A 15,623-nucleotide genomic window follows, 5' to 3' on the forward strand; every position below is an offset into this window, starting at 1 on the left:
TCATGTGATGAGACCCCATTGTAAAAGGAAAATAAAATCAGGAGGCGTTATAATATGGGAAACGTGTATGAAGGACAATTAGTAGCATCAGGACTTAAAGTTGGTATCGTAGTAGGGCGTTTTAACGAATTTATTACAGGTAAGCTTTTAAGTGGAGCACAAGATGCGCTAAGACGACATGGTATTGATGAGGCGGATGTTGACCTTGCGTGGGTACCAGGTGCATTTGAGATTCCCCTTATCGCTAAAAAAATGGCTGATTCTAAAAAGTATGATGCTGTCATCACTCTTGGAACGGTCATTCGTGGATCTACCCCACACTTTGACTATGTTTGTGCAGAAGCTGCAAAAGGCGTATCCAGTGCAGCCATGTCCAGTGGTATTCCGGTGATCTTTGGTGTATTAACAACCGAAACAATTGAACAGGCAATTGAAAGAGCGGGTACTAAAGCTGGCAATAAAGGATGGGAAGTAGCTGTTGCCGCTATTGAAATGGCAAACCTGACAAAAACGCTTGAAGGATAAGAAAAGAGGAACCGTATGATTATTCCTTACCATCGTGATTACGAAAAAATAGCCATGGGTTTACTGTCTTATACCCCGCACGAAAAGAAAGTGAAAAAATTACAAAATACGATGAGTCAATATGAAAATAATCATAACTGGCAACTGTATTTGTGGAAAGAAGAAGCGATTATTGGAGTCGTGGGTATTGAAAAAGACGGTGAAACGGTCTATTTACAACATTTGTGTGTTAATCCGTCGTACCGTGAAGAGGGAATCGGAAAGAAAATTGTGAGAGAATTGGAAGCTTACACGGGATATGAGCTTTGCCCAACAAAGTCTACTAGTTCATTTCTTTCCTCTTGTAATGATTGCAATGATTAAAGAAAAAGAAAGGAAGGTCTAAGCCTCCCTTTCTTTTTTCTTTTGGATCAAACTGGATTTCCTTGCTTGAATCACATCGGTACGATCTCTTTTTTTGTGTTTAAGAACCAAATTAGGATCATAGTGATCTTCTTGTCCCTTCCAATTTAGACCTTTTTCTTTGCAAATCTCCTTGCAAGTCGCTTCTAACTGCTTATCATTTAATTCAATATTAAACGGGGTGTAGGGGGCACTCGCTTTCATTTTCTTTTCTAACGCGATAAGTGATACATAAAGATGATTGTAGTCCATGCCTAATTCATCATACTTGTGAGGATCTTGACTGACCATGAAAACAACCTTGGAGATTAGTTTTTTCGCTCCAGCATGATTTCCCTGACGCTGATGATAAAGAGCGACAGCGAGTTGAATGAGGGCGAGCCAGTGACGTTGTTTGTCTTTTTTCCAATGCTCTTCCATTACTTCATGACATTCAAATAAGTCTCTTTCTCCTTGAAAGTAAATCAAGTATTCAATATAAGCACGCGGATAATGGTTCATACATACCTCCCAAAATAAACGGTTTCTTTTACTACGATACACTTAGAAAGGGTTTGTAATCAAACGTTTTAGTGCTTAATATACGAGGCGTACCGATTCTTTGTGTGATATAATGCTACAAGAATAAACTTGAAATGGTGAATGCAGAATGCAATATAGCGTGAAATTAAACTCTTTTGAAGGACCGTTGGATTTACTTTTGCATCTTTTGCAAAAAAACGACTTGGATTTATACGACATCCCGGTTGCCCAGATCACGGACCAGTACATGGAATATATACATACGATGCAAGTGCTTCAGTTAGACATAGCAAGTGAATATCTCGTAATGGCTGCTTCTCTTCTAGAGATGAAAAGCAAGCTGTTATTGCCACCTCAGCAGGAGGAAGAGCTATACGAAGAAGAATATATTATGGACGATGCAGATGATCCTAGAGATGATCTTATGAAAAGACTGATTGAATATAAAAAGTATAAAGAGGCTGCAGGAGAGTTAAAAGAAAAAGAAGTGAAACGAAGTCGGTTGTTTTCCAAACCTGCTGCCGACTTAACTCCTCTTCTTGAAGACGAGAGCAAAGAAAATGCCAATGTGGATGTTTCATTGTACGACATGCTCAGTGCTTTCCAAAAGCTTGTGAAACGGAAAAAAGAATCAAAGCCTATTTATTCTAAAGTGCATCGAGATGAAGTGCCGATTGAGGAACGAATGACGGAAATTATTCAGCGATTAGAATCATTGGAAGGAAGAATCACTTTTACAGCTTTATTTGATGACCGTTCTAGAACCCAAAAGGTCGTTACTTTTCTTGCCGTTTTGGAATTGATGAAGTCGAAAATGATCGGTTGTACACAAGACGGGAATTTTAATGACATTGTTGTTTACCAAAAAGAGGTGTTAACGATTGACGAATAATGAAATGAAAGCCATTATTGAAGGATTACTGTTCGTCTCAGGAGAAGAGGGAATTGAGCTTTCCCAACTTGAATCTGTCCTTCAAAAAGATAAGGAAACAATAAAGGACCAAGTAAACATTCTTACAGAAGAATTTAAACAAAAAGAGCGAGGCATTCAAATCGTAGAGTTGGGAGGGAATTACATCCTCACAACGAAAGAGGAACATGCAGATTACTTTAAAAAGCTTGTACAATCTCCTACAACTGCTACGTTGTCACAAGCAGCTCTTGAAACGCTAGCCATCATCGCGTATAAACAGCCGATCTCCAGGGTTGAAATTGAGGATATTAGAGGTGTGAAGTCCGAGAGACCGGTCAGAACCCTCCAAGGAAAAGTGTTGATTAAAGAGGTTGGAAGAGTGGAAGGTACTGGAAGAGCGATTTTGTATGGGACAACGAAAGAGTTCTTGGAGCACTTTGGGCTTCGCTCAATAGAAGAGCTTCCCCCGTTACCAGAGGATGTGGAAGAAGATGATATTGAAGGTGAAGCAGACCTTTTCTTTGAAAAATTCCAAGAGCAAATTTAGCGTTAACCGTGACATCATTTAGTACAGGCATCATAGAATGTACTATAGTGTGTCGAGGAGGTTATTATGGTTGATAACGTTGTGAGAGACCACCTTTTATTCACTGAAGAAAGACTTTCGGCCAGCGCGAAAGAGCTTCGTCAATTTTTAAATCGAGTAACTGTGGAAATGTTAACCGATGGTGATCGTGCAAAAAGCTTTGTAGAGGTTTTATTAGATGATTTGAGACGACTATCCGTGTTTTTTGATGAGGGGGCTGAAAGGTGCAGAATGGTTTTGTCTGCAGGAACGTTCAGGCTGCCTGTAGCGAAAAAAACGTTGCATTGGATCTTCCACTGGTGTGTTGAAGCTTTTTTCCAACCTCGTCAAGATGCATGGTATGAAGAGAGCCGTGCAGCTTATCAAAATGAATCAGTCATCCGATTTAGAGACAATCCTCCTGATCAAATACAAGCACTGTTTATGAAGCTTGAAGTCAACCTGTTACAACTGAGAGAAGAAATAGAACATTATGAAGTGGAATAAAAAAAGCACGAGCCGTCTAAAGAATGTAGAGGCTCGTGCTTTTTTTATACACTGATATTTTTTATGAAGGGATAGTGGTTGATCTGAAGATAAAGGGGTTCGTCTTGATTATATTCACCGTAAATGATGTCTTTGACTTGTAATCCTTCTTTTGTAAACATGCCTTTTAATTTTTCGGTTGTTAAGGGTGTTTGGTCTACGTTTTGTTCCACCCATTGTCCATCACTGATAATGCAAATGGGAAGGGTGGCTTTTAGCTGTGATTGTTTATTTAGATCTTGCTGAGAAAGGGGTTGAAAAGGTGTTTTTTTTAGCACATTGACTGTTCCATTTGGCTCAAGGATGGCATATTCAATTTCTTTAAAAGAAAAAACATCCTTGTCTCTTAATAAATGCTGAAGTTGGTCAAGGTCCAATTTATTCTTCTTGAGTTGATCACGATCAATGATCCCTTCTCGAATCACAATGGCCGGCTTTCCTTCTAAAAGAGATCTTGTTTTTTTCCATTTTTGTGTAATGAACTCGATAAAATAGATAAACGCTCCCCACAACGTTATGGCATAGAGGACATAATGCAACCCGGTTTCTTTGTCATAAATAGCATTCCCCACTAATTCTCCCAACACAAGCGCTGAGATAAAATCGAATGGTGTAAGTTGATTAATCTGCGTTTTCCCTAGCACTTTCGTCAGAACCAATAAGGCAAAAAAGCCGACAATAAGTTCAAAGGTTAACGAAGGAAAAGTAGTGTTCAATGCAAAGACCTCACAATGCAACGTTCATTTCCCTTTATTATGTCTTCATACAAACACTCGATACACTAACCTTTTCCATTTATGAATTTCAAAGGTTTGAGAAAGCTAAAGCTAACAAGGAAATAAGCATCTTTACATATTTCTTTTAAGGCTTTTCATACTAAAGAAATGAAGAAGGAGGGGCTTGTAGTGTTCAATGGAGGAAAATCCATGTTTATCATTGTGGTGATTGCTCTTTGTTTCTCTCTTGCTTTCGGGTGCGGTGGAGCTGATCAAACCAAGGAGAAAGCAAAAGCGAAAAGCGGAGCCGAAGTGACCTATATTGAAGATAAAAGCACGGTAAGTCAGGCAAAAGCAGACGGTGCAAAAAAAGAAGTGGCGACAATAAAAGAAGTGAAAAAAGTTCGTGGGGCTTCAGTGGATAACGATATTTATTTAGCCCTAACGGTTGAGGGGTTTGACCGTTTCTTTTTGGAAAGAATCAGAAGCGACGCTCAAAAAAAAGTGAGCAACAAATACCCGAAAGAAAATGTTCACATCACAACGGACAGTAAGATCTCCTCAGACTTGGAAAAGCTAGAGAAAAAATTATCCAAAGACGGAGTGAAGAAAGCAGATTTAAAAACGGATTTGAAAGAAGTTGAAGATGACATGAAAGGATAGGAGGAGAGTTCAGTGGGAAAGAAAAACAAGCTTCAAAAACTAACGCCAGAACAACGAAAGTATCAACTGACGGCGCAAAAGCATGAAATAAAACGACCTGTAATAAAAAATGTAATTAAAGCTTTCTTTGTAGGAGGGTTTATTTGTACGATCGGCCAAGCCATTCAGCTTTTTTACATGTATCAATTTGATTTTACGGAAAAAACGGCAGGGAACCCAACTGTAGCTACTCTCATTTTTATTGCTGTCCTTTTGACTGGCTTTGGTGTATATGATCGATTTGCCCAGTTTGCAGGTGCAGGGACAGCTGTTCCAGTTACAGGTTTTGCTAATAGTATCGCATCTGCCGCTATTGAACATAAGACAGAAGGCTATGTTCTTGGTGTTGGAGGGAACATGTTTAAATTAGCGGGATCTGTCATCGTGTTTGGTACATTTGCAGCGTTTGTGATCGCTTTGATACTTACACTTACCGGGATAGAAGGAGGATAAACGATGCTAGCAGGTAAACGCACATGGACGTTTGACAAACGACCTGTAATTGCTTCAACGGGCGTTGTTGTCGGTCCTTTTGAAGGAAACGGAAGGTTGTCTGATGATTACGATATTATTCATGAAGACATGTGGTGTGGACAGGACTCTTATGAAAAAGCGCAGAAAAAGATCTTTGAAGATGCTGCGTTAAAAGCTCTCGATAAAATTGGTAAGAAACCTGATGATGTTCAGTTTATTTTCGCAGGGGATCTCTCGAACCAAATTACAACGACGTCATTTGCGTGCAGGACGTTATGTATTCCCTACATCGGATTATTCGGTGCGTGCTCTACGTCGATGGAAGGGCTAGCCCTTGCTGCATATGTAATGAATTATCAAGGAGCCAACCTTGTTGTGACTGGTTCATCCAGTCATAATGCGGTTGTAGAAAAAACGTTCCGTTACCCTACAGAGTATGGTGCTCAAAAACCACCTACTTCTCAATGGACCGTTACCGGGGCAGGAATGGCTTGTTTAACAAGAGATGGTGATGGTCCTGTCGTGACTTCAGCGACGATCGGCAAAGTGATCGATATGGGCATGAGTGATCCCTACAACATGGGTGCGGCAATGGCTCCTGCTGCAGTGGATACGATACAAGCTCATTTAAAAGATTTAGGTATTTCCGCCGATCATTATGATCTAATCGTAACGGGAGATCTAGGAAAAATCGGTCGATCCATTGCGTTGGATTTGTTCGAACAACAAGGGACACCCATATCCCCCGATGTATTTCAAGATTGTGGGTTGCTTTTATATAAAGAAAATCAGCCTGTTTTCGCAGGAGGAAGTGGAGCAGGCTGTTCAGCTGCAGTGACGTATGGTCACCTCTTAAATCGAATGAAGCGGGGCGAGCTAAAACGCATCTTAATTGTGGCAACTGGTGCCCTTTTATCACCGCTTACCTTTCAACAACATGAATCGATTCCATGTGTTGCCCATGCTGTAGCTATCGAAGCAGGAGAGGTGAAAAGTCAATGATGACGTTCTTTTGGGCTTTTGTAGTAGGTGGTTCGATTTGCGTAATTGGTCAACTGCTTATGGATGTAGCCAAACTAACCCCAGCGCACACCATGAGTACATTGGTTGTAGCAGGTGCTGTTATGGATGGATTAGGACTGTATGAACCGTTGATTGATTTTGCAGGAGCAGGTGCCACAGTACCGATTACAAGCTTTGGTAACGCCCTTGTTCACGGTGCTGTTGCAGAAGCTAATCAGCATGGAATAATCGGAATTGTGACCGGGATTTTCGAAGTAACTAGTGCAGGTATATCTTCGGCCATTATTTTTGGATTTATAGCGGCCCTCATCTTCCGTCCTAAGGGGTAAAAAAGGAGTGAAAGAAAATGAATAAAGAGTCGGAGTACGTTCAAGACTGCTATCTTTCGTTACAATCTCTTGGTACAGGCTTAAATAATCTTCAAATAGAAACGTCAGACGAGGAGGCACACGATGTCTTTCGCGAGGGAGCATTAAAAACAAAATCAATGGCTGATGAATTGGGAAAAAGAGTGCAAAAGCTAAAGCTAGAAGGAAATTAAACACTCGTTTACAAAGGAGAGAATAGTATGCCTGGTTGGTTGGAAGTAACGGTTCGAACAATTAGTGCGTTAATTTTAATTTTGGCTGCATCAAAATTGTTAGTTAGAAAAAGTCTGGCACACATGACACAAACGGAATTCATAGTCCTTGCTTTCTTTGGAGCCATGCTTGGTGTAGGGGCCATACAATTGTCGATTCCGATCGCGTTTCCTCTTCTAGGCTTTTTTATCGCAACGTTGTTTTTATATGCTGTTCAGCTCGTGAAACTAAAAAGCCGGACATTTCGCGTGTGGTTGCAAGCCGAACCTGCTCCGGTAATTAAGAATGGCAAGATCCTTGAAGAGGAACTAAGAAAACAAAAAATCTCAAGTGATGATCTTGAAACGGAATTGAGAAGAAAAGGAATCTTCAAAGTTCAAGATGTAGAGTTTGCTATGCTCGAAGGCACAGGTGAGGTCGATGCTCTTCTTAAAAGGGATGTGCAGCCTGTCACAGCTCGTGATTTGAATTTGAATTTGGGAACGGTAAAAGAGACAGAAACGGTCATTAGAGACGGAAAGATACAAGATGAAGCCTTAAACAGGCTTGGCTTTAGCAGAAGGTGGATGGAAGAGAAAGTTGAGAAGTTAGGGCTTACCGTCGATAATATCTTCCTTGCCCAAGTGGATCGTGATGGTCAACTATACACAGACATCTATGACGACCAGTTAAAGCAAGCAGAACCTAAAGAAAAAGAAACTCTTTATGCTCTTCTACAAAAAACACAGGCTGATCTTGAGAGGCTCTCGGAAAAGACAATGGACGAAGAAGCGAAAAGGATGTATACCCGTCAGGCTATTGAGCTAAAAGAGCTAGAAAAAAAGCTCGATACATTTCTTTTAAGCTAATGAAAAAACGGCGGACCTTCTTTGCTATACTGGTTTTCGGAGACATGAAGCTCTAGATTTTCATTAATGCTTGCAAAAAAGACATTGCCAGAATGAATGACCCCCTTTTCTTTTAATTGGTCATGTAGCCATGCGAGGTCCAGGCCCAATTTTTCCAAAACGCTAATATACACTTTTCCTTCCATGATCACCGGGTACGCAATGCCGGGTGATTTTTTTTGTAGTTTTAAATCCTCAATGGTTACTGCTTCTTTATCTTCAATTAATTGTACGGTAAGAGAGCCGTTCCCCTCTACAATAGCTAACTTTACGTTAGATAAGTCAAATACATTTTTTTCTCTTAGCATTTGCAAAATGTTATCAACGGAATAACGCATTTTTTCCAAGTTTCTTCTTAATAATTTCCCATCATGGACGACAATGGTAGGTTCAAAGGTCATCCATTTTCCCATTTTTCGATATTTAATCATGATATACGAAGCGAATCGTTGAAGAACGGCTATGCCGATAATAGCAACAACGGTATGGATGTGTTGGACATTCGGTTGGGCAATATCGGCCCCTGTAACAGACGCGAGTGTCATGACGACAAGGAAGTCAAACACAGGCAATTGTCCAATTGATCGTTTGCCCATAAAAAGGGTTATAGCAAGTAAAAGAGGTAAAATAGTGGCGATGCGAAAGACGACAATCAAAAGCTCCCCAACCATATCCTTACCTCCTCTGTTGTGATACTGTCTATTTTCTTCCATTTTCCTTTCATTATACTTACTTCTTCCTGTGAATGGCATATCAAACTCACTTACGCATAGACTTGTACAAACGCGCAATAGAGGACGGTGTGCCATGATTAATAGGGTTTTGAATGTGATTGTTGTATTGATTATAACCAGTTTGTTGATCTCGCCAATCCAAACAGCTGCCGTTAGTTATCCTGGAGAAACGTCTGCTCATGGTGCCATCTTGATGGAGCTGGAAAGCGGGAGAATTCTGTATGAAAAAGAAGCACACACACAAATGAGAATTGCGAGTATAACGAAAATAATGACAGCATTACTTGCCATCGAGTCCGGAAAAATGGACGAGATGGTTACAGTCTCTACAAGGGCAGAAGGGACAGAAGGATCATCACTTTATTTATATGCTGGTGAAAAGTTGCCTCTAAAAGATTTAGTTTATGGGCTCATGCTTCGTTCAGGAAATGATGCAGCGGTAGCCATAGCAGAACATGTAGGCGGAAGTCTTGAAGGCTTTGTGTATTTAATGAATGAAAAAGCAGAAGAAATCGGTATGAGTAATACGGTTTTCAACAACCCCCACGGACTAGATGATCATGAAGAACATTACTCTACAGCTTATGACATGGCCATCCTCACACGTTATGCAATGAAAAACCCAACGTACCAAGAAGTATCTGGAACAAAAAGCTACCGTGCATCTGAAAGGGAGAATGGGTACCGTCTGTTTAATAATAAAAACCGTCTCCTAACACAGTTGTATCCTTATTCAACTGGTGGGAAGACCGGTTATACGAAGAGAGCAAAGCGTACCCTTGTATCAACGGCAGAAAAAGATGGTGTAGAACTTGTTACGGTTACGTTAAACGCCGGTAGTGACTGGCACGATCATATGAATTTATTTAACTGGGCGTTTAATACCTTTACGACGGAAGAGATTATTAGAGAGGGTAAAATAAACGGAGTTAAAGATCCCTTCTACCAAGGGAAGCTCTATGCAAAGTACAGCTTTGAATATCCTTTGACCGAAGAAGAAAAAGAGAGTGTTGAACAAGAAGTGCGCCTTCTCTCACCTGATGAAAGGTGGGTAAAAACCGGGTATCCGGATCCTATTGGGGCGATTCATATCACTCTAGAAGGTAAAGGAATCGGTGTTGTTCCTCTATCTTTTGAGAAAGTAGCCAAGGAAGAACCGTCCTTCTTGAAAAAGTTCTGGGATGCGCTCTTTATGATTAGCGGAGTGAAGGACAGTGGTTAACATCATTTGGGTGGCCTTATTCGTGATCGGAATCGTTTTTGCTATGTTTAACGGAACGATGGATCAAGTGAATAAGGCAGTTTTCGACGGGGCAAAAGAAGCGGTAGCTATTTGTATTGGATTAATTAGCGTTCTAGTTTTTTGGTTAGGGTTAATGAAGGTAGCTGAAAAAGGTGGGATTCTAAGGGGGCTCAGTAGAATTATGGGCCCTGTCGTTAGGAAATTGTTTCCCGACGTTCCTAAAGAACACCCTGCCATGGGATATATCCTATCGAACATGAGTGCGAATTTATTTGGACTTGGTAATGCAGCGACGCCAATGGGAATTAAAGCGATGGAAGAATTAAAAAGACTGAATGACGGTAAAGACGAGGCAAGCCGATCCATGATTACGTTACTTGCGATCAACACTGCAAGTATAACGCTTATTCCTACAACTGTTATTTCGTTGAGGCTGAACTACGGTTCGGTTTCCCCGACGGAGATTGTAGGAACTACGATTGTAGCCACTGCTTGTTCTACTGCAGGTGCTATTCTAATCGACCGTTATTTTCACTTTCGACGAATGCAAAAAAAGAGGGGGTGATCACACATGCAATGGATTACTTATTTGTCATTGTGGATCATCCCATTGTTAATTGCCTTTATTTTAGTTGTGGCGACGATCAAAAAAGTTCCCACTTATGAGACGTTTGTTGAAGGAGCGAAAGAAGGCGTTTCTATGGCTTTTTCGGTTATCCCATACTTAGTGGGAATGCTTGTAGCCATAAGCGTGTTCAGAGAGTCAGGTGCTATGGACTTCTTTATTGACTTATTAAGACCAGCTCTTGCTGCAGTGGGAATTCCAGCTGATATCGTCCCACTTGCTATGATTCGCCCTCTATCGGGGACAGGAGCTCTTGGGATGACTTCTGACCTCATTGCTACCCACGGTCCTGACTCCTTTATTGGGAGACTCGCATCTACCATGCAGGGAAGTACCGATACGACCTTTTATGTCCTAACGGTTTATTTTGGCGCCGTTGGCATTAAAAAAATGGGGGATGCATTAAAAGTTGGACTTTTGGCCGATGTGATCGGAATTCTGGCTGCAATTACTGTCGTGACATTGGTTTTTGGATAAGCTATGAAAGTATAAATGATCGTGTTAGAGGGTCTGCCCTGCAAGCTTTTATACCTTGCAGAGCAGGCTCTCTTTTATTATTTTCTCGGTTATCGTAAAAAATCTTGCTTTCAGATAAAAATTGTTGAAGTCGCTACTTCTAAAACGGTGATGGTAGTAATGAAATGGTTTAATCTATATGAAAACTGTCTTTATTTGAATAAAAACGTTGAGACTCGAGTGAAAAAAAGCTAAAATTAAGGTTTGAAACAGAAAGGTATACGCCGACAATGCATATAGAGTGGTTTTGAAGGCAACAGAAGAGGTGAAAGCAGTGGAGAGATTACAAAAAGTTATTGCCCAAGCGGGCGTTACATCAAGAAGAAAAGCAGAGCAATTCATTGAAGAAGGACGAGTGACTGTTAACGGAAAAACAATTGTTGAACTGGGCACAAAAGTGGACCCTCATAACGATAAAGTCGAGGTAGACGGTGTGCCGATCGATAAAGAAGAACCTGTATACTACCTTCTTTACAAGCCCCAAGGTGTCATTTCAAGCGTTGAAGATCATTTAGATAGGAAGGTCGTAACGGACTTTGTAGGTTCAGAGAAGCGTATTTATCCTATAGGTCGTCTTGACTACGATACGTCAGGTTTAATTCTTCTAACAAATGACGGTGACTTTGCCAATGTTCTTATGCACCCGAAATTCCGTATTCATAAAACGTATATTGCTAAAGTCAAAGGAATTCCATCAAGACAAAATTTAAAACTTCTTGAAAGAGGGATTAAATTAGAGGATGGAAAAACAGCACCGGCAAGAGTGAAGCTTGTGAAAGCAAACAATCAAAAAGGAACCGCTATCGTTGAAATCACGATTCACGAAGGAAAGAACCGACAAGTGAGGCGGATGTTTGAGGCAATTGGACACCCGGTTGACAAGCTTAAAAGAGAGCAGTATGGATTTTTAACTCTAAAAGGACTCAATGCAGGGGAGTTCAGGGAACTAAAGCCACATGAAGTCAAGAAATTAAGAGAGCTTGCTGTCACATAATCGTCATTTTTAAATAAGACACTTCACTGTTAAGACAAATGCTGTAGTGCTAATATAAAAATAGTGCTCGAAATTTGTGGAACAGAGACACGTTAGATAAAAAGCAAGTTACTTTGTGTCAGGTCATGTAACGGGTACACGATCGTCATTCATTGTTGGAGTGATCGTTTAGAAAAGAAGAATTACTATTCTTTAAGTAGCAGCTATTAAAAATGAGGGATGAAGATGAAAAAGAGGAGACTGATTATACGTTCAGCTATCTTGGTTGTCTTGGCAATTGCCTTAGGGTATACAGCCGTGACCTATTTCTCAGAGGAGCGAGGGCTGGTTGATGCAGGGGATCAAGCACCTGATTTTGCTCTTGAAGATATGAATGGAAACACAGTCCACTTGGATGAGCTAAAAGGAAAAGGCGTATACCTGACTTTTTGGGCAACGTACTGTACCTATTGCCGTCAAAAAATGGAGTACTTAAAAGAGTACCATGAAGAGTATCAAGAAAAAGGCGTTGAAATTGTGGCATTGAATGTTGATGAATCTACAGTACAGGTTCAACGTTTCCTAGATCGTCATAACGTTCCCTATACAAATGCCATTGACAGAGGGATGAAGGTAAGTAACGCCTACGGGGTAAACAGCCTTCCAGCCGTTCTGTTAATCGATGAAGAGGGCGATGTGATTGACCGTCAAATCGGCGGAAAGACTGAACAACAAGTATTAGAAGCGCTGGATCAACTGGTACCTGGCAGCGAGTAGGGGGTCACCATGAGTAAAGTCAAATGTGAATGTGGGCATTTAAATCCTTACGGCACCTATTTGTGTGAATCGTGTGGAAAGCCCCTGAAAGAAGATGACAACTCTTTAGCGAATATGCGTTATGAGGGTGTTGCAAGACGTTCTCAAACGTATAAAAAATCAATTGTTGATAAGATTTGGAACTTCTTCTCTTCAGTAAAAGTCGGTGTTTGGATTATCGTTCTTACGTTAATCGCGTCTTCCATAGGAACGATTTTTCCACAAGAGATGTTTATTCCTCCTGGACAACCGGCCTCTGTCTATTACTATGAGGAATACGGTACGATGGGGCAATTATTCTATCAACTTGGCTTTCATAATTTATATAGTTCTTGGTGGTATATGCTTCTTGTAGCCGGTCTTGGTGTATCTTTAATTATTGCTAGTATCGACCGCTTTGTACCTTTGTATAGAGCATTGAAAACGCAGCGAGTAACAAGGCACCCAGGGTTCATGAAACGTCAGCGATTGTTTAAAAAAGCCGATACTGTTACTGAACCAAGCGAAGAGATTAAGAAAGCTTCTGAAGTACTTAAGGAAAGAAAATACAATGTACGCGAAGAAAACGGCAATATCTTAGCTGAAAAGGGGCGTTTTTCCAGGTGGGGTCCTTATGTCAATCATGTAGGATTGATTATCTTTTTGATAGGTGCCATGTTAAGGCTTTTCCCGGAAATGTACTTAGAAGACCATATATGGGTAAGGGAAGGCCAAGAAGTTGAAGTACGTGGAACTGGAGGAGAGTATTCAGTTCGCAATGATGATTTCTTGGTTGAATTTTACGATCCAGAAGACGAACGGTTCCGCGAAGGACTTGAACGCTCAGGTGGAGATGTCGTAAAGACATATCAAACGACAGCGACCTTGTTCAAACAATCATCTGAAACCATTGGTGCAGGTGAAAAAGAAGAAGTTCAACAGCACCGGATTCGTGTGAATGACCCGATGTCATTTGAAGGCTTCTCCTTATATCAAGTGGATTATAAATTAAATGAATTAGCCGCTTTTACTTTTGCGTTAGAAGAAATTGACGGAGATTCGGAAGGTCTTGAAGATGTAAGGTTTGAGGTTAATCTGTACGACCCTGAACCATCTTACGAATTCGATAATGGGTACCGTGTTGAAATCTACGATTATTTCCCGAACTTTACCTTTAACGATGACGGGGAGCCTTCAACACTTAATCGGATTCCTGATAACCCTCGGTTTATTTTTGAAGTATTTGCTCCTGGTGAAGACGATGGAGAGCTCAGCTTTGTTGGCATTCAACTAAACGAAGCGATAGAAGAAGATAATCAATACCGTCTGCGCATGGTCGACTTTGAAACCAATCATGTAAGCGCACTTGCGGTTAGGCGGGATCGTACGTTGCCAATCCTTATTCTTGGAGGGATCATCTTTATGGTAGGTCTCGTTCAAGGTTCCTACTGGCATCACCGACGCATGTGGATTCAAGAGCGTGATGGTGAACTCTGGATTGCAGGACATGCAAACAAGAACTGGAATGCTTTGAAAAAAGACTTCGATTATCTTGCGGAGCAAACGAACATTCCTGCGCCTAATGACCAGACGGATGAACAGGATGAAAGCGAGCGTACTGACGAAGGAGTGAGAGAGGCCGATGACAATGGCTCAACTAAGCAGTAATTTACTTTTGATCGCGTTCTTTTTGTATTTCCTTTCAACGCTCATGTTTGCAGTATCTGTAACAGGGCGTCGCTTTAAAGATAAAAAAGGAATTGAACGAAACCGACTGGGGACATATGGATATATTTCATCAGTAGCTGCCTTTGTATTAGCGATGGGGTATTTTATTACCAGGTGGATTGCCGGAGGACACGCTCCGGTAAGTAACATGTTTGAATATACGACGTTTCTTGGAATAATGATGGGGCTTGGTTTTGTAATCATTTATCCGATCTACAAAAGCCGAGTGTTAGGGTTATTCACGATGCCAGTCGTAATGTTGATTATTGCATACGCATCTGTGTTTCCTACTGAAATTCAACCGCTGATCCCGGCACTGCAGTCTAATTGGTTAAAAATCCACGTGATTACAACCGCATTGGGACAAGGGATTTTGGCAGTCGGTTTTGCCGCTGGTCTTGTTTATTTGGTTAGAGTAACAGATTTTAAAACAAAATCGAAAAAAGTGACATCATTAGAATTGGTCTTTTTCGGTTTACTCTGCTTTGTCGGACATATCCTTTTGAATATGGGCTTTTCCGCAGTTAACTACGAAGCTGAGTTTCAGTATATAAATGAATTTGGACAAGAGGCACCAATTACGTATCAACTACCTGCCTTAATCGGACCGAATGAAGGAACACTACTATCCGAGGATCGGTTATCACCGCTTGTAAATGCGCCTGATTTCATCGTTCCTGATGATTTAAATGCTGTTATTTGGGCGTTTATCTCTGGTGCTGTTCTATATTGGGTGCTTCGTCTGATCTTTAGAAAGCCGATTGGTGGAGCGTTACAGCCCCTTGTAAAAAGCGTAAACCCTCAAAGTGCTGATGAGTTGAGTTACCGTGCCATTGCAATTGGGTTCCCGATTTTTACTCTTGGAGGACTGATCTTTGCAATGATTTGGGCACAAATTGCCTGGACCCGCTTCTGGGGTTGGGACCCTAAAGAAGTGTGGGCACTGATTACATTCTTGTTTTACGCAGCATATTTACACCTTCGTTTATCAAGAGGGTGGCAAGGTGAAAAGAGCGCATGGCTTTGCGTAATCGGCTTTGCCATTATCATGTTCAACTTGATTTTTGTAAATCTCGTTATAGCCGGCCTTCATTCTTACGCTGGTATGTAAATAAATCTAAGACCGCTTTAGAAGGTTATTCACTTTCTAAGG

21 protein-coding genes are annotated in these 15,623 nt (G+C 40.9%); 18 read left to right on the plus strand and 3 right to left on the minus strand.

Annotation, left to right across the window (positions count from 1 at the left end):
* Window positions 1-54: 54 nt before the first annotated feature.
* Both ribH and G476_RS0106695 read left to right on the plus strand, forming a co-directional pair.
* Entirely contained in the window at window positions 55-525 is a 471-nt protein-coding gene (gene ribH, locus G476_RS0106690) for a 6,7-dimethyl-8-ribityllumazine synthase (RefSeq protein WP_026689416.1), read from the plus strand.
* A gap of 15 nt (window positions 526-540) precedes the next feature.
* On the plus strand, window positions 541-888 hold the full coding sequence (locus G476_RS0106695; RefSeq protein ID WP_026689417.1) for a GNAT family N-acetyltransferase: 348 nt from the start codon (window positions 541-543) through the stop codon (window positions 886-888).
* Between the two features lie 18 nt (window positions 889-906).
* Here the strand turns inward: G476_RS0106695 and G476_RS0106700 are convergent, their stop codons facing one another.
* Window positions 907-1,428: a DUF309 domain-containing protein gene (locus G476_RS0106700; RefSeq protein ID WP_026689418.1), complete on the minus strand. Its 522-nt coding sequence runs from the start codon at window positions 1,426-1,428 to the stop codon at window positions 907-909.
* A gap of 148 nt (window positions 1,429-1,576) precedes the next feature.
* On the opposite strand from G476_RS0106700, the gene G476_RS0106705 reads away from it, so the two are divergent.
* The 3 genes from G476_RS0106705 (at window position 1,577) to G476_RS0106715 (ending at window position 3,434) form a co-directional block, all read left to right on the plus strand.
* Window positions 1,577-2,341: a segregation/condensation protein A gene (locus tag G476_RS0106705; protein WP_026689419.1), complete on the plus strand. Its 765-nt coding sequence runs from the start codon at window positions 1,577-1,579 to the stop codon at window positions 2,339-2,341.
* Window positions 2,331-2,909 (plus strand): SMC-Scp complex subunit ScpB, encoded by a 579-nt coding sequence (gene scpB, locus G476_RS0106710; protein ID WP_026689420.1) that lies wholly within the window; start codon window positions 2,331-2,333, stop codon window positions 2,907-2,909. The genes G476_RS0106705 and scpB overlap by 11 nt, the downstream gene beginning before the upstream one ends.
* Window positions 2,910-2,975: 66 nt before the next feature.
* Complete coding sequence (locus G476_RS0106715) at window positions 2,976-3,434, plus strand: DUF3907 family protein (RefSeq protein WP_026689421.1); 459 nt, start codon at window positions 2,976-2,978, stop codon at window positions 3,432-3,434.
* A gap of 44 nt (window positions 3,435-3,478) precedes the next feature.
* On the opposite strand, the gene G476_RS0106720 is transcribed toward G476_RS0106715, so the two are convergent.
* Window positions 3,479-4,189 carry a DUF421 domain-containing protein gene (locus tag G476_RS0106720; protein WP_026689422.1) on the minus strand — a complete coding sequence of 237 codons (711 nt, stop codon included), beginning with the start codon at window positions 4,187-4,189 and terminating at the stop codon, window positions 3,479-3,481.
* 189 nt (window positions 4,190-4,378) lie between these two features.
* On the opposite strand from G476_RS0106720, the gene G476_RS21405 reads away from it, so the two are divergent.
* The 6 genes from G476_RS21405 to G476_RS0106755 are packed head-to-tail and all read left to right on the plus strand — an operon-like array spanning window position 4,379 to window position 7,817.
* Entirely contained in the window at window positions 4,379-4,852 is a 474-nt protein-coding gene (locus G476_RS21405; protein WP_051314687.1) for a YhcN/YlaJ family sporulation lipoprotein, read from the plus strand.
* A gap of 12 nt (window positions 4,853-4,864) precedes the next feature.
* A complete protein-coding gene (spoVAC, locus tag G476_RS0106735; RefSeq protein ID WP_026689423.1) occupies window positions 4,865-5,344 on the plus strand; it encodes a stage V sporulation protein AC in 480 nt (159 codons plus the stop codon).
* A gap of 3 nt (window positions 5,345-5,347) precedes the next feature.
* The gene (gene spoVAD, locus G476_RS0106740; RefSeq protein WP_026689424.1) at window positions 5,348-6,367 is read left to right on the plus strand and encodes a stage V sporulation protein AD; all 1,020 of its coding nucleotides are present in this window, start codon (window positions 5,348-5,350) and stop codon (window positions 6,365-6,367) included.
* Window positions 6,367-6,717: a stage V sporulation protein AE gene (gene spoVAE, locus G476_RS0106745; RefSeq protein ID WP_026689425.1), complete on the plus strand. Its 351-nt coding sequence runs from the start codon at window positions 6,367-6,369 to the stop codon at window positions 6,715-6,717. Before spoVAD ends, spoVAE begins: the two co-directional genes overlap by 1 nt.
* A 17-nt stretch (window positions 6,718-6,734) precedes the next feature.
* A complete protein-coding gene (locus G476_RS0106750; RefSeq protein WP_026689426.1) occupies window positions 6,735-6,929 on the plus strand; it encodes a DUF1657 domain-containing protein in 195 nt (64 codons plus the stop codon).
* A gap of 27 nt (window positions 6,930-6,956) precedes the next feature.
* Entirely contained in the window at window positions 6,957-7,817 is an 861-nt protein-coding gene (locus tag G476_RS0106755; protein WP_026689427.1) for a DUF421 domain-containing protein, read from the plus strand.
* Here G476_RS0106755 and G476_RS0106760 read toward each other — a convergent pair.
* Window positions 7,814-8,527 carry a DUF421 domain-containing protein gene (locus tag G476_RS0106760; RefSeq protein WP_026689428.1) on the minus strand — a complete coding sequence of 238 codons (714 nt, stop codon included), beginning with the start codon at window positions 8,525-8,527 and terminating at the stop codon, window positions 7,814-7,816. The genes G476_RS0106755 and G476_RS0106760 overlap by 4 nt on opposite strands.
* 136 nt (window positions 8,528-8,663) lie before the next feature.
* Between G476_RS0106760 and G476_RS0106765 the strand changes: the two genes are divergently transcribed.
* The 7 genes from G476_RS0106765 to ccsB all read left to right on the plus strand — a co-directional run bounded on the left by G476_RS0106765 (window position 8,664) and on the right by ccsB (window position 15,581).
* A complete protein-coding gene (locus tag G476_RS0106765; RefSeq protein WP_026689429.1) occupies window positions 8,664-9,812 on the plus strand; it encodes a D-alanyl-D-alanine carboxypeptidase family protein in 1,149 nt (382 codons plus the stop codon).
* On the plus strand, window positions 9,805-10,398 hold the full coding sequence (locus G476_RS0106770; protein WP_026689430.1) for a nucleoside recognition domain-containing protein: 594 nt from the start codon (window positions 9,805-9,807) through the stop codon (window positions 10,396-10,398). Before G476_RS0106765 ends, G476_RS0106770 begins: the two co-directional genes overlap by 8 nt.
* Window positions 10,399-10,404: 6 nt before the next feature.
* Window positions 10,405-10,935 (plus strand): spore maturation protein, encoded by a 531-nt coding sequence (locus tag G476_RS0106775; protein WP_026689431.1) that lies wholly within the window; start codon window positions 10,405-10,407, stop codon window positions 10,933-10,935.
* Between the two features lie 313 nt (window positions 10,936-11,248).
* A complete protein-coding gene (locus G476_RS0106780; RefSeq protein WP_026689432.1) occupies window positions 11,249-11,968 on the plus strand; it encodes a pseudouridine synthase in 720 nt (239 codons plus the stop codon).
* Window positions 11,969-12,193: 225 nt separating this feature from the next.
* Window positions 12,194-12,724, plus strand: a complete 531-nt coding sequence (gene resA, locus G476_RS0106785; protein ID WP_026689433.1) for a thiol-disulfide oxidoreductase ResA — start codon at window positions 12,194-12,196, stop codon at window positions 12,722-12,724.
* Between the two features lie 9 nt (window positions 12,725-12,733).
* Complete coding sequence (gene resB / locus G476_RS0106790) at window positions 12,734-14,410, plus strand: cytochrome c biogenesis protein ResB (protein ID WP_026689434.1); 1,677 nt, start codon at window positions 12,734-12,736, stop codon at window positions 14,408-14,410.
* Complete coding sequence (ccsB, locus tag G476_RS0106795) at window positions 14,391-15,581, plus strand: c-type cytochrome biogenesis protein CcsB (RefSeq protein WP_026689435.1); 1,191 nt, start codon at window positions 14,391-14,393, stop codon at window positions 15,579-15,581. The genes resB and ccsB overlap by 20 nt, the downstream gene beginning before the upstream one ends.
* Window positions 15,582-15,623 lie beyond the last annotated feature (42 nt).

This window comes from Alteribacter aurantiacus DSM 18675, assembly GCF_000429705.1.
In the GTDB taxonomy this organism is placed as follows: Bacteria; Bacillota; Bacilli; order Bacillales; family Salisediminibacteriaceae; genus Alteribacter; species Alteribacter aurantiacus.